We start from the raw sequence: 13,311 nt of genomic DNA, 5'->3' as shown, positions 1-13,311 counted from the left end.
GATCTCATTTTCCCCCTTAAGTTAGATTGCTTTATCTTTTTTCATTTGCTCCATGGCAGCACTTACTGCAAGTAGCGCATCTTTCTCTTGAATCTTGATACCAGCTTCTTTCTTAGGAGGTTCAACATATTGAGTGCAGCGTACTTTTGCCTGTTTGAACTCTCCAATTTCTGCTGCGCAGTAAGTTGGAATCACTGCCTTTCGGCTTGCCATCTTAGTCTTAATAGTAGGGTAACGCGGATCATAATTAGGTTTACTTACTGTTAATACAGCTGGACATTTTAAAGAAACTAAATTATATCCTTCATCAGTTTCTGCATGAACTTCCATTGAATTATCTTTAAAATCGATTTCAATAACACTACTAACAAAACCCATTTTAAGTTTTTCAGCAAGCATTGCTCCTACTTGTCCAGTAATTTCATCTGTAGATTCTTTTCCGCAAAGAATTAAATCAAATTTTTCACCCTTGTCTTTTTCAATTTTATGAATAGCATCTGCCAAAACATGAGCTGTTCCAATGGAATCTAAATCTGCATATAAATCATCTTTTATAAAAAATGCTTCTTTAGCTCCTACAGAAAGACAATTTTTTAAGGTGTTTAAAGAATCTTCACTTCCAACAGTTAATACACTTACTTTTCCTCCATGCGCTTCACTTAAACGAACTGCTAACTCTAATGCATATGTATCAAATGCATTTGCTACCAAACTCACTCCATTCAATTTAGGTTTTTTAGCTTCCTTATCCAAATGAATTTCAATAGAATCATCTGGAACTTGTTTTACACATAACAGAATCTCCATACTTTTTCTCTCCTTTACCCTTTACATTAATTAAACTATTTTTGATAAAATGATTTTGTATTTCTATTGTTAAAAATACTGTTAAACTTTTGTTTTAATTCCTGTAAAAAATTTTATTTATTGAAATTACCTTTTCATTGTCATACCAGTTATAGATTGGTAATACCAATCTATAACTTAATTATATCTTCTAAAATATTCCTTGTAAACAATTGTTATTAATTTAACAAGCAAAATGTTTACATAGGCAATGCCTCTTCCAACTTATAACTTATGTATTACATGGATCTTCACACGGAATATAATTCATTTGAAATCAAAAAAAGTTTTGCAACTTTAATTTTGATTTGTTTTAAAGCTTTTAATTGTTTGAAAAATATCAAGAAAATACTTGTATTCACAACATAATTTAAAAAATCATGGTACAAACAAATTATCTGCACCACGATTTACAATATAGCCCAATATTTTGCTTCAACTTAATAAACGCATACTCCATTATTATCTATTTCATATCCATCTATATTAGTATTAACAGCCATTTTTCCTAATTCATAATTTTATTACATGGAAGTATATCATTATATTCACTAATTTATAAAATTAGCAATTTTATTCACATACTTTTCCTGGATTTAATATATTCTTAGGATCAAAAGCTAATTTTATTCCCTGCATTATGCTTATACATTGATCTGGTAATGACTGCTTTAAATATCCTTTCTTTGCAAAACCTATACCATGTTCCCCAGAAACTTGTCCTTTTAATTCTTTAGCTTTATCATACATTATCTGCATAACTTCACTTAATTTTGTATGCCATATTTCTTTAGATAATTTATCCCTTAATATATATATGTGCAAGTTTCCATCTCCAGCATGTCCAAAACTTTTTATTCTTATGTTTGCTTTTTTTTCAAGTTCATGGGTAAAAGTTACAAACTCTCCAATTTTATTCCTTGGCACGACAACATCAACTTCATCCATTTCGCTAGTTAGAGCCTTGATCGCCTCAAGAAAACATCCCCTAGCTGACCATATTGATTCCTGTCTTTCTTCTGTATCTGAAATGAACACATCCAATGCTCCAGATTCTAAGCAAATGTTTGCAACATTTTCATAAGCCTTTTCAATTTCTTCTGTGGAATTTCCATCGAAAGTTAATAGTAAATATGCATCTGAAGATTTATCAGGAAAACTTTTTCCAAGAAATTCTTCTGCTGCAATAATAGCTTCTCTTTGCATAAATTCAATTGCTGTTGGTGTTGATTTTGATTTAACTATTTTAGGCACTGTATCTATTGCTTTTTCCAAGGTTTCAAATGGTATTAAAAGGCTTAAAGCTTTTTTAGGAAGAGGTATTAACTTCATAGTTGCCTTTGTTACTATTCCTAAAGTTCCTTCAGATCCAATCATTAAATCTTTTAATGAATATCCTGAGCTGTTTTTAACAACTTTTCCTCCAAGTTCTACTACTTCACCATTTGGAAGTACAACTTCAAGACCTCTTACGTAATCTCTAGTGACTCCATATTTTACAGCTCTCATTCCACCAGCATTAGTACTTATATTTCCACCTATAGTTGCAGATTTTTCTCCTGGATCTGGTGGATAAAATAAATCAAATTCCTCAACATATTTTCCAATATCCATTAAAAGTACTCCTGATTCTAGAGTAAGGGTTAAATTTTCTTCATCTAGTTCTAATATTTTATTCATTCTGCTAAGATCAATAACTATTCCACCCTTTAAAGGAACAGCTGCCCCTACAAGACCTGTACCAGATCCCCTTGGAGTTACAGGAATGTTATTTTCATATGCATATTTCATTACTTTTGAAACTTCTTCTGTTGTTATAGCTTGAATTACTATGTCTGGCATCTTTTTAATTCCACCAAGTTCATCGTGACTATAATCTTCATTTATTTCATTTTTAAAAAATACTCTTTCTTTATCATTTTCTGTAATTGACATTATGTACTCATAATCTTTTAACTCAACTTCTTTATAACTCATTGTCTATGCCTCCTTAGCAAGTTTTATCTTTTCTATTAATTCAGGAATCACTTCATATAAATCTCCAACAACTCCATAATGAGCAACTTTTAGTATTGGTGCTTTTTCATCTGTGTTAATTGCAAAAATATAATCAGAATTATTCATTCCTGCTGTGAATTGGACTGCCCCTGATATACCACAAGTTATTATAAGCCTTGGTCTTACAGTTCTTCCGCTTAATCCAATCTGCCTTTTTGCATCAACCCATCCTGCTTCAATAAGGGGCCTTGTACATGCAAATTCTGCATTCAAAACTTTAGCTAATTCTTTAACCATGTCCAAATCTTTTTCTGACTTAATTCCTCTGCCAGCTGCTACAATAACTTCAGCATCACTAATTCCAACTTCTGATACTTTTTTCTTTATTTCAAGGACTGTTATTCCAGATTTTAATTTTTCTTTATTTATACTGCAAGGAACTATCTCACCATTAATTTCTTCACTTCTTTTTGGAGCTGTCATAACCTTGTATCTAACAGTTGCGAGTTGTGGTCTTGAGTTAGGAGTAACTATTTGAGCCATTATATTTCCACCAAAAGCTGGTCTTATTTGAATCAAATCTGTATTGTCTTTTATATCTAAAATAGTACAGTCAGCTGTAAGTCCAGTTTTAAATCTAGCCGCAATTCTTGGTGCCAATGATCTTCCTATAGTAGTTGCTCCAACTAATAAAGCCGTTGGCTTTACCTTTTTTATAAAATCTTCAAAAGCAGCTGTATATGGTTCTATTCTGAAATATTTTAACTCTTCCTCATCATATACAAAAACCTTATCTACTCCATAATGTAAAAGTTCCTCTGCTTTATGAGAAATATTGTTTCCTACAAATACTGCATAAACAGGATGATTAATTTTACCTGCTAATTCTCTGGCTTTTCCTATTAGTTCATAAGTAACCGGATGTATATCTCCATCTACATGGTCAACATAAACTCCAATTCCATTCCAAATACTTTTATCTATTTCCTTAATTGCCTCTTCTATGTATTCAACTGCACCTTTAGGACCTTTCTTAACGCAAAGTTTACACATCTTGCATGCTCCACTAATTTCAACTTTTCCGTTATTGTTCTCAAGAGCACCAAAGGGACATATTTTTAATAATTCTTCAATATTTGTTATCTTATCTTGATTTACAACCAATTTTGCCATAACTTCTTCTCCTCCTCTAATTCAAAAATATTAATAAATTTTTTAGCCCTTCCAGCCTATTTGTTAAACAAATTTTAATGTTTTTAATTTATTTGATATTCTTTCACTTAATTCACTTGAACTTCCGCCCCACATTTCTCTATCATTATTAACTTCTGGTGGAAATATTCTTTCAACCTGAGTTGGAGAACCATTCAATCCATAATTTTTTTCATTTTTATCATCAAAATCATTTAGACTTAATATTTTAATTTCTCTATCCTCAGTAGATAATTTCTTTTTATAAGAGGGTAACCTTGGTTCAAATATTCCCTTATCTACTGTAATCAAACATGGATATGCTATTTCTACAGTTTCAATACTTTCCGGCATGTCCATTTCAACTGTAATTGAAAACTCTCCTATATTAATTATTCTTTTTACATTTGCTACATGAGGTATGTTTAGCCACTCTGCCATTTCAGGTCCAACTTGTGCTGTATCCCCATCTGTAGTCTGCTTACCACAAATTATAAGCTGAAAATCCCCCACTTTTTTAACACCTTGAGCAATTGTATAAGAAGTAGCTAAAACATCAGCACCTCCAAATTTTCTATCTGATAACAAGGTTCCTGCATCAGCTCCCATAGTATATGCTTCTCTTATTACGCTTAAAGCTTGATTAGGTCCCATACTTAGAACATTAACTATGCCACCTTTACTCTCTTTAATTTTTAATGCTGTTTCTAAAGCATATAAATCATATGGATTCATTTTAGAATCTATACCATCTCTTTTCAATACTCCAGTATCAGGATCAACTTCTACTTTTGCAGTTCCTGGTACTTGTTTAATACAAACTAAGATATTCATAATAATTTTCCTCCTATTAATTTATGCTCACTTGTCATACCAATTTTAATATTGGTATGACCAATTTGTAATTTCATTATAGCTCCTCAAATATCGCTTGTAAACAATTGTTATTAATTTAACAGAAAATGTTTACACGAGTATTATCTTCTCGTGTAAATAATTACATATTTATGCTATAATTAATTTTCTAAATTACAGATTAAAAATAAAAATTTTTTTCTATATCTTCATTTTTAACATTCATTGTTAAATTAATAACATACCTATATAAAAAAATACTTAGATTATCAACATAACTTGTATTAATAATCTAAGTAAATATATTGGAATTTAAGGAATTATCAAAAAAATAACAAGTCAATCTACTTGCTTGTTATTTTCTTTCATATGCCTAATCATCATATCCATAAGCTTTCCTAATCAAATTGAAATGCTCCTTCATGGCATTATACACTTTTGATTCATCCCGGCATTTCAAGGCTCTAAGTAAATTTTCATGTATTTCTAATAGACCTTCTTTATTTCCTTCATGTAAAATCTGCATTCTGAATTTTCGAATAAATTCATCCATAAGCTGAGATATAACTTCAAGAACATTTATCAGCAATACGTTTCGTGAAGCTTTTGCAATTAAGTAATGAAGCTTAATATCGAGTTCAAGACTTTCCTCTTCACTTCTTGCAATATACATTCTGTCTACTATTGCAGTCAAAAGTGCAAGTTCATTATCCTCTATATTTTTAGCCGCTAATTTAGCACATTGTAATTCTAATGTTTCTCTTAAGTCAAACATTTCCCTAACAGAACATTCCTGCAGCATAAACATTGCTGAAAGAGGCTCAAATAATGAATTATCAAAATTAGTTTTTATGTAGTTCCCAGCTCCCTGCCTGCTTTCTACCAAACCAACCACCTCTAAGGCTCTTATAGCCTCCCTTACTGATGTTCGTGACACACCAATTGATTCTGCCATTTCTCTTTCTGATGGTAATTTATCTCCCTTTTTTATTTCTCCACATTTTATTTTATTTTTAATTTGTTCTATAACTTGATCATATACTTTTGTAGTTTTATTAGGTGTTATCATATGTGTCTCCCTTATTTCTTTATCTCTAATTTATATTATTTAATACATTATACATCAAAGACAAAACATATAAAAGAAAATTAAGCTTCATCGTTTATCCTTGCAAAATAAAGGTATACCATCACTTTTTATATAAAAATTTTCGTCCCAATTATTATAAATCATATAAGTGTGAAATGGTAAAAGTAGCAGAATACTCATCCAACGAAGATTATCAAGGCAACTTTGGGCTTGTTATTTGCTTTCATGTGCCTAAAGTGTTTTAAAATAGCCCTATAAAACACACATATTCAATATCCAAAACATCCTTACCAAAACCCTCTCTAAAAAATTCTATAACTGCTTGAGTATTATTGCCAATAATTCTTGAAAAAACTACAATATAATCTTTTATGTCTTGAGGATCTATTTCCTTGTTTTTACTCATACAATATTTCAAAAATACAGCATACCTTACTAATAAATACTCTACTATAATCATTTGAAAAGAGATAGCCATATCGAAAATATCATAGCTTATGCAGCTGCTTAAAATATCGGATATAATACAATTTTCATTTAACATATTATATTGTTCAAACAAACTTTTATAATCCTGCCACGCCGCAGAAAGATTTTCAATTTTAATATTTTTCGCAAAGTCAGAAATATCTTTTAAAAAGATCTCAAAAATAGCAACTTCCTTATAATTCTTTGTCATATCTAAAAATAGATAATTAATTTCTTCAACTGAATCATTTATGCCAAAATCTATTTTCTTATATATTTCTATATGTTTTTGTATATAATCTCTGCTTTTATACTTTTCTAGTTCTTCAATTAAATTTTTTTCTGTGAAGTTTTTATCTTCTAAAATAGTTAATAACATTTGAAAACTAACAATCAACTTCTCATCTAATGAAAATTTTTCCATTTGCATAATATTAATTATAGCATCCCTGACTTTAAGTTCTAATAAATTACTTTTTAAATTATTATCATTTTCTGAAACAATATTTATTTTTCCAGTTAATTTGCTTATAAGTTCTACTACTTCAGGACATGCACATGATAATGAAAGTTCCTTTTTATCTTCAAAGATATTCTCTATCCTAGGAAACGTATGACATGTAAAAGACAAATACTCTTCTCCAAGGGTTTTGACTACCTGGCATAATCCCTGTTTATCCAAAAGCGCACATGCTTCATGATTTTCCTTATTAATAAAATACTCTCTTTTACTTCCGCATTTCTTTATCTTTACATTATTCAAAATAAACCCTGTCTTATGATTTTCTTTTTTCCATTTATTATAAGTATCTTTATCTATACTAACGTCCCATCCTTCGCAACATGTAAATCTGCATTTATCAGCTATGCACTTAAACTTATCATAATTTGAAATTTTAAATATTTCTATTTTTTTATTCATATAATTTGACTCCAATTTTTTATTTTATTATTTTAACTGTCTATATAAAGGGAGCATAACAAGTCTGCATTCATTAATATATCACAAATAAACATTTACTTTACAATAATCCATTCATAATATCCTCTCTATTATGAAATTCCTTCTTGCACAACATCTGCAATACAATATATTATATTCACGAAAAAAGACACTTATATAAGTGCCTCATAATTACTTAACTATTTTTAAATGGTCTTTTATATCAAAAACATCTTCCTCTGTTTCATGAAGTTTATGTTTAATAAATTTAACATCTTTATTAATAGAACTAAAATTATCTTTAGTTTCAGTACGAAATTCAGTTAAATCGGCAGTTTGATCATATACAGAATTAATTTTTCCTTTAATTTCAGTTATGTCAGATTTCATTCCAGTTATATCAGATTGTATTCCCGTTATGTCAAATTGCATTCCAGTTATGTCAGATTGCATTTTAGTTTGATTTTCAAGAATCTGTACTAATAAAGATTCAATTTTATTATTTTCCATTCACACAGCTCCTTATAAATTAATCGTACTACTATTATACACTAAAAATCAATAAATATCCTGTGCTTAATCCTTATATCTCAAGATAATTTTTAAGTTGAAAGTAAAATTCTTTTTCCTCAATGGATTTTGTTGATGACAAAATCACCAAATGATTAATCCAACTTAATTCTTGATGCAATGCGTCAATATTGTTAAACAGAGAAAACAAACTTTTTATTAACCTTATTCACAATATTCCTTAACAATATCGGATTTTTCTTTGCGTCCATTTTTTCAGATGTAGCTCAATTCTTAGAATAATTCCTTTAACATTGTTGAAATAGAAACAAAAGTTTAATATAATATTGTTAATACACCAATGGAATGGAGGACAGGCCATGAAAAAAGAAGAACAGGTCATGATGGGTCTAAGGGACTTATTAAACAAGATGGCTTCGCTTAATAAGTCTAAGATGAAAGACAGTTTTAAGGATTATAAGTCTTCTGAAGTACATTGCATCGAATACATAGGAGGAAATGTAGATTCCAACGTGACAAAACTTGCGGAGTCCTTTTATGTGACTAGGGGTGCCATAAGTAAACTAAGTAGGAAGCTCATAGAAAAAGGCATTATCGAAAGCTACCAGAAGCCGGATAACAAGAAAGAAATCTATTTTCGATTGACGACCCAAGGGGAAGAAATTAACAAAATCCATAAAAAGTTGCACAAAGAGTTTCAAGAGCGGGATAAAGTCGTATTTGAGCAGATAACCGAGGAACAATTTGATAGCATGATTAGATTCGTGGAAAAGTATAGTAAGCATTTGGATTCAGAAATAGAGAAGCAAGGTGTAGATATAATAAATCAAAATGATTTTGAATAATAAGGTTGCATAAAAAATCGCCTAAAGGGGGTTGTATAATACGCTGAACCATCAGCGTATTATACAGTTCCTGTTTATTGTTGACAAAGAAACAATAAAATGATAAGCTTATTATGTTGCCAAGGAAACATAATGATTGTTTTCGAGAGTTGAAAATGTTAAATGTGTAAAAAGAAAAAATTAAATAAGTAGCATAAAAAATTTACGCTACCTGAAAATTTAAGGAGGATTATTATATGGGGAAAAAATGAGCAAAAAATTTTTGTGGATCATTGTGGGAATTGTGCTTATGAATGGAATCTGGATGACGGTGGTATTCCCCCTATTGCCATTTTTACTTGGCAACTACTTGCCCGCTTCGCAAATAATTGTAGGAATGAGTGCATTGGCATCAGTTTTTGCGGCTTGCACCTTTTTTGCAGCGCCAATATTCGGGGCATTAAGCGATCGCTACGGTAGAAAAAAGATTTTAATTATTAGTTTACTCGGATCTGTTATAGGATATATTCTGTTTGGTATCGGTAGGGCGCTGTGGGTACTCTTTCTGGGCCGCATAATTGATGGACTAACAGCAGGCAATATCAGTACGTTGTTTGCTTACATTGCTGATAGCACAGAACCCCAGGAGCGCACAAAATGGTTTAGCTATATAGGTGCTGCCATGGGAATAGGATGCATGATAGGGCCTGCACTGGGAGGCCCGCTTGGTGCCATTTCAATTACGCTGCCGTTTTTCGTTACTGCTGGTATAACGTTTTTCTCCATTATTTGCACCTATTTCTTTCTGCCGGAATCACTGTCTCCTGAAAAACGATCACCTCATTTTTCCATAAAAAGTTTTAATGTCTTCGATCAGTTCAAATATATTTTCACCATGAAAGAGGTCAGAGCGCTTATCATTGTCGGAGGATTCTTCTATGTGGGACTCGGAATCTATCAATTCAATTTCAGCATCTTCTTAAAAGATATTTTCTCGTGGGGACCTGCGCTTATCGGTGGTATGTTTACTATTATCGGAGCCTGCGATATTATTTCGCGAGCTGTGTTATTACCGCGTCTTCTTAAAAAGTTCAGTGAGCGAAATATTGGTATTGTCGGTCTTTTCGGACTAGCACTTGGATTGGGGCTGATAATTCTTAGCATTAATATCTCGTCTCCAGTACTTATTATTGCTGCGGTTATAAGTATCACCCTAGGCGAAGGCTTGTTCGATCCATCCTACAACGGACGACTCTCGCAGTCTGTAGATGAAAGTAGCCAAGGAAAATTACAAGGTGTAAATCAAAGTTTGCAGTCTGCTTACAGAGTTCTTGTTCCTCTTGCAGCAGCAGCTATATATTCATTCAGTCCGGGCATTTTATACGGAGTTGCAACTTGTGTTATAATTGGATCCCTCATTTTATTCTCGAAATTACAACCGCAATATATTTAAAAATATATTGCACCTTATTTTAATGTATGATACATTAATGATATGATTTAATTGTATTAAATTTAATTTAAACTAATTATATTTTGTTATCTACAAGTATAATACATATACATAACTCATAATTTTCACAAATTTAATTTATAAGGAGATTTTAAAATGGATAAAATAATTGATTTTTTAGAAAAAAATAATGTAGGTGTCTTAACAACATCTGAAAACAATAAACCTCATGGCAGACCACAGCATATTCATTTAATAAAGGATGGTAAATTTTACTTTACTACTGCCAATGTTAAAAAAGCCTATACTCAACTAAAAGAAAATCCATATATCGAATTTATTGTAACTACACAGGATTATGTAACAGTTAGAATAAATGGAAAAATTGAATTTGCAGATAACTTAGCTGAAAAACAACTTATCATTGATAATGCACCTTTAGTGAAAAAAGGATATGAAACAGCTGAAAATCCAATTTTTGAAGTTTTCTATCTTCAACATGGTGAAGCCATTTATTCAAACTTATTATCTAAGGAACCTGATGAAACTTTCACTTTTTAAAAAGAATAACCTATTGTACAAACAACTTTATAATTAAAAATAAAAAGATGCAGCCATATTAATTACTGCATCTCTATACGAATTTATGGTAATAGGTTTCCTTCTTTAACTTCTTTTGCAACTTCATTTTTATATGCCTCACCAATTGATATATCAACTGGTTTATACATGAGACTTTTGGTTTTACTTCTGTCCACTATTATCTATAAACCAACCATAAATACCAACTTTACTAACACCTTGACCTTCTTCAGTTGCTATATTTGTTGTTTCATCGGGTCTATACATATATTTTCTACCTTCAACTGTGCATCCTCCATCAGATTTAATTAAATCTCTTGAAAAATTACTATCTATGAACATTATATTTAAATTATTAATTGTACCAGAATAAGCTTGAATCCAGGTTTTATTCCATAGATTATTTTGATTCATTTCTTTTTTACTATAAAAACTTGGATTCTTATCATCATATTTGCAATAATATAAATCTAATGGAATAACATTGGTTAAAGGTACTGAAATAGCACCTGAAAATCTACTATCTTTATACTCTTGTGCTGATTTTATTATTTTAATTTTTCTATCTCCTACCTGTTTAATTGACTCACTATTTTTTTGTGCCTTATCAATTTCAGTTTGTGATGCATCAACAAATCCGTTGCCTACCCAAATATAACCAGAATAATATGACATATATTTCTTTTCAATCATATCAAACGCATCATCCTGAGTACCATATTTTGATCCTTTCACTTCATATATACCATTTTTATCAATAGCTTTATTACTAAATTTTGAATCTGCAAACATGAATATATTGTAATTATTAAGCAATCCAATATATAATTGACTTTCAACTTTACCCCGTAATCCCTTTTGGTCTAATTCACTTTCTGAAAATATCACTCTATTTTCAAAGGGTTCTGATATTTTATAATATTCTATTGGTTTCACATTACTGAGGGATATTCTTATATTAGTATTAAACTCAGTATCAAGGAACCCTGTAACTGAATAAACTTTTGTAAATATATTATTATTATCAACAACTTTCTTTTTGTCTTCATATGATTTATTAGCCTTATTATAATTAGACTCAGCTTGATCTTTATTTGCAGATATACGACCTAATGCACTAATTATCATAATAAGGCATATGATACCTCTAATTATGCCTCTGGTATTTAAAGGCTTATTTTGCTGCTTTTCAATATATATTTCTTTGGTTTTAATTTCCTTTTTAACAACTTCTTCTGCCATAAGATTATCTTTATCAAATCTTATTTTTCTAACATTCTTTCCTTCTAATTGTGACTCTATATTTTTTAAATATTTCTTTATTGTTTTATTATTATCATACAAATATATCAGTTTTTGAAAATTCTCTCTTGCCATTATTAAATCATCATTATAATAATAGCAGTATGCAATATGATTTAAAGCTAATTTATCATTATTATTGTAAGATAAATACACGTTTAAATATGATATTGCTTCACTAAAGCGTTCAAATGAAACTAAAATAATTCCAATACGTAATGCACTCTTTAAGTCATAATTATTTATTTCAAAAGCTGATTTATAAAATTCTAGTGCTTTTTCTATATCGTTAAGCTCATAATTATAATTTCCCATTAATCTTAATAGTTCAGCATCCTGATTAAATAAAGAATTTGCCTTTTTTAAATGTTTATATGCTTTAGCATACTTTTCATTTTCCAATGCTTCATCTGCTTGTTGTCTTTCATATAAATATTCATCCGCAATTTCTGGACTTATTGACCTTATATAATCATATTTAAGCTTACTTGGGTTCTTAAGATTTTTTAGAAACTCATTAACTATAGATTCAGAATATTTATCATATAATTTTATTTCATTTTTGCTCCAATTAAAATTATTATTTAGCTTTGTCCATATTTCTACTGGTAAATATCTATGCTTGATTAGAAAATTAAACATATCATCTTCTATAATTGAAAAAGCTTGTACATTCCAAATCACATCAGAATTTAATAACTCTTCCCATGCTGCTGAATCTGTTCTTAAGTAGATATTATTATATATTTCATTTAATCTATTTGAAAATTGCTTTATTTGTTCATTTAAATTAATATTTGTATCTTGCTTTTCAATGTAGATTTCATTAATATTAATATTTGATTTAAATTTAATTTGTTCATCCTCAATTTTAGTTTTACCTGCTTCATAATTAATATAGTCAATGTATGAATCTGTCCTGGATTCACTGAGTTTATCCTCATTATTATTTATATGTACTTCATTAATATTGCTTTTATCTAAATTATCATCAATAAATTTCTGAGCTTTTTGATTATCATTATTTTTCTTTGCATATTTTACAGCCGCATTATATGCTTCTCTAAGCCTTTGATATCCTTCCGCATCATCTTCAGGATTATAAATTTTGAGTAATTTTGCATAAGCTTTTTTTATTGTTTTCAAATCGCTATCATACGATATCTCTAATATATTCCACCAATTCATAATTAATAGTAACTCTCCAATTCATTTAATCTTTCAGCAA

The 13,311-nt window shown here is 29.8% G+C and carries 11 protein-coding genes; 3 read left to right on the top strand and 8 right to left on the bottom strand.

Annotated elements, in window-relative coordinates; translation table 11 throughout:
• Window positions 1-21: 21 nt before the first annotated feature.
• The 7 genes from psyc5s11_RS09125 to psyc5s11_RS09095 form a co-directional block, all read right to left on the bottom strand.
• Window positions 22-807, bottom strand: coding sequence for an electron transfer flavoprotein subunit beta/FixA family protein (locus tag psyc5s11_RS09125; protein WP_224037286.1), 786 nt, complete (start codon window positions 805-807; stop codon window positions 22-24).
• 612 nt (window positions 808-1,419) lie between these two features.
• The gene (locus tag psyc5s11_RS09120; RefSeq protein ID WP_224037285.1) at window positions 1,420-2,823 is read right to left on the bottom strand and encodes an FAD-binding oxidoreductase; all 1,404 of its coding nucleotides are present in this window, start codon (window positions 2,821-2,823) and stop codon (window positions 1,420-1,422) included.
• Window positions 2,824-2,826: 3 nt separating this feature from the next.
• Window positions 2,827-4,017: an electron transfer flavoprotein subunit alpha/FixB family protein gene (locus tag psyc5s11_RS09115; protein WP_224037284.1), complete on the bottom strand. Its 1,191-nt coding sequence runs from the start codon at window positions 4,015-4,017 to the stop codon at window positions 2,827-2,829.
• A 63-nt stretch (window positions 4,018-4,080) separates the two neighbouring features.
• The gene (locus tag psyc5s11_RS09110; RefSeq protein WP_224037283.1) at window positions 4,081-4,869 is read right to left on the bottom strand and encodes an electron transfer flavoprotein subunit beta/FixA family protein; all 789 of its coding nucleotides are present in this window, start codon (window positions 4,867-4,869) and stop codon (window positions 4,081-4,083) included.
• 394 nt (window positions 4,870-5,263) lie between these two features.
• Window positions 5,264-5,959: a FadR/GntR family transcriptional regulator gene (locus psyc5s11_RS09105; RefSeq protein ID WP_224037282.1), complete on the bottom strand. Its 696-nt coding sequence runs from the start codon at window positions 5,957-5,959 to the stop codon at window positions 5,264-5,266.
• A 262-nt stretch (window positions 5,960-6,221) separates the two neighbouring features.
• A complete protein-coding gene (fliB, locus tag psyc5s11_RS09100; RefSeq protein WP_224037281.1) occupies window positions 6,222-7,370 on the bottom strand; it encodes a flagellin lysine-N-methylase in 1,149 nt (382 codons plus the stop codon).
• Window positions 7,371-7,583: 213 nt separating this feature from the next.
• Window positions 7,584-7,901 (bottom strand): hypothetical protein, encoded by a 318-nt coding sequence (locus psyc5s11_RS09095; protein WP_224037280.1) that lies wholly within the window; start codon window positions 7,899-7,901, stop codon window positions 7,584-7,586.
• 380 nt (window positions 7,902-8,281) lie between these two features.
• Between psyc5s11_RS09095 and psyc5s11_RS09090 the strand changes: the two genes are divergently transcribed.
• From psyc5s11_RS09090 to psyc5s11_RS09080, 3 genes are all read left to right on the top strand, one after another.
• Entirely contained in the window at window positions 8,282-8,767 is a 486-nt protein-coding gene (locus psyc5s11_RS09090; RefSeq protein WP_224037279.1) for a MarR family transcriptional regulator, read from the top strand.
• Window positions 8,768-9,014: 247 nt separating this feature from the next.
• A complete protein-coding gene (locus tag psyc5s11_RS09085) occupies window positions 9,015-10,199 on the top strand; it encodes an MFS transporter (protein ID WP_224037278.1) in 1,185 nt (394 codons plus the stop codon).
• A 156-nt stretch (window positions 10,200-10,355) separates the two neighbouring features.
• The gene (locus psyc5s11_RS09080; RefSeq protein WP_224037277.1) at window positions 10,356-10,760 is read left to right on the top strand and encodes a pyridoxamine 5'-phosphate oxidase family protein; all 405 of its coding nucleotides are present in this window, start codon (window positions 10,356-10,358) and stop codon (window positions 10,758-10,760) included.
• 183 nt (window positions 10,761-10,943) lie between these two features.
• Here the strand turns inward: psyc5s11_RS09080 and psyc5s11_RS09075 are convergent, their stop codons facing one another.
• A complete protein-coding gene (locus tag psyc5s11_RS09075) occupies window positions 10,944-13,271 on the bottom strand; it encodes a J domain-containing protein (RefSeq protein ID WP_224037276.1) in 2,328 nt (775 codons plus the stop codon).
• Between the last annotated feature and the right edge of the window lie 40 nt (window positions 13,272-13,311).

This window comes from Clostridium gelidum (genome assembly GCF_019977655.1).
In the GTDB taxonomy this organism is placed as follows: Bacteria; Bacillota; Clostridia; order Clostridiales; family Clostridiaceae; genus Clostridium; species Clostridium gelidum.
This window is presented reverse-complemented; position numbering and strand designations above follow the sequence as displayed.

Excerpts from the sequence above, each read along its gene's own strand:
- psyc5s11_RS09105 (WP_224037282.1), bottom strand. The coding sequence starts at position 5,959 with ATGATAACACCTAATAAAACTACAAAAGTATATGATCAAGTTATAGAA.
- psyc5s11_RS09120 (WP_224037285.1), bottom strand. The coding sequence starts at position 2,823 with ATGAGTTATAAAGAAGTTGAGTTAAAAGATTATGAGTACATAATGTCA.
- fliB (WP_224037281.1), bottom strand. The coding sequence starts at position 7,370 with ATGAATAAAAAAATAGAAATATTTAAAATTTCAAATTATGATAAGTTT.
- psyc5s11_RS09125 (WP_224037286.1), bottom strand. The coding sequence starts at position 807 with ATGGAGATTCTGTTATGTGTAAAACAAGTTCCAGATGATTCTATTGAA.
- psyc5s11_RS09085 (WP_224037278.1), top strand. The coding sequence starts at position 9,015 with ATGAGCAAAAAATTTTTGTGGATCATTGTGGGAATTGTGCTTATGAAT.
- psyc5s11_RS09075 (WP_224037276.1), bottom strand. The coding sequence starts at position 13,271 with ATGAATTGGTGGAATATATTAGAGATATCGTATGATAGCGATTTGAAA.
- psyc5s11_RS09115 (WP_224037284.1), bottom strand. The coding sequence starts at position 4,017 with ATGGCAAAATTGGTTGTAAATCAAGATAAGATAACAAATATTGAAGAA.
- psyc5s11_RS09110 (WP_224037283.1), bottom strand. The coding sequence starts at position 4,869 with ATGAATATCTTAGTTTGTATTAAACAAGTACCAGGAACTGCAAAAGTA.
- psyc5s11_RS09095 (WP_224037280.1), bottom strand. The coding sequence starts at position 7,901 with ATGGAAAATAATAAAATTGAATCTTTATTAGTACAGATTCTTGAAAAT.
- psyc5s11_RS09090 (WP_224037279.1), top strand. The coding sequence starts at position 8,282 with ATGAAAAAAGAAGAACAGGTCATGATGGGTCTAAGGGACTTATTAAAC.
- psyc5s11_RS09080 (WP_224037277.1), top strand. The coding sequence starts at position 10,356 with ATGGATAAAATAATTGATTTTTTAGAAAAAAATAATGTAGGTGTCTTA.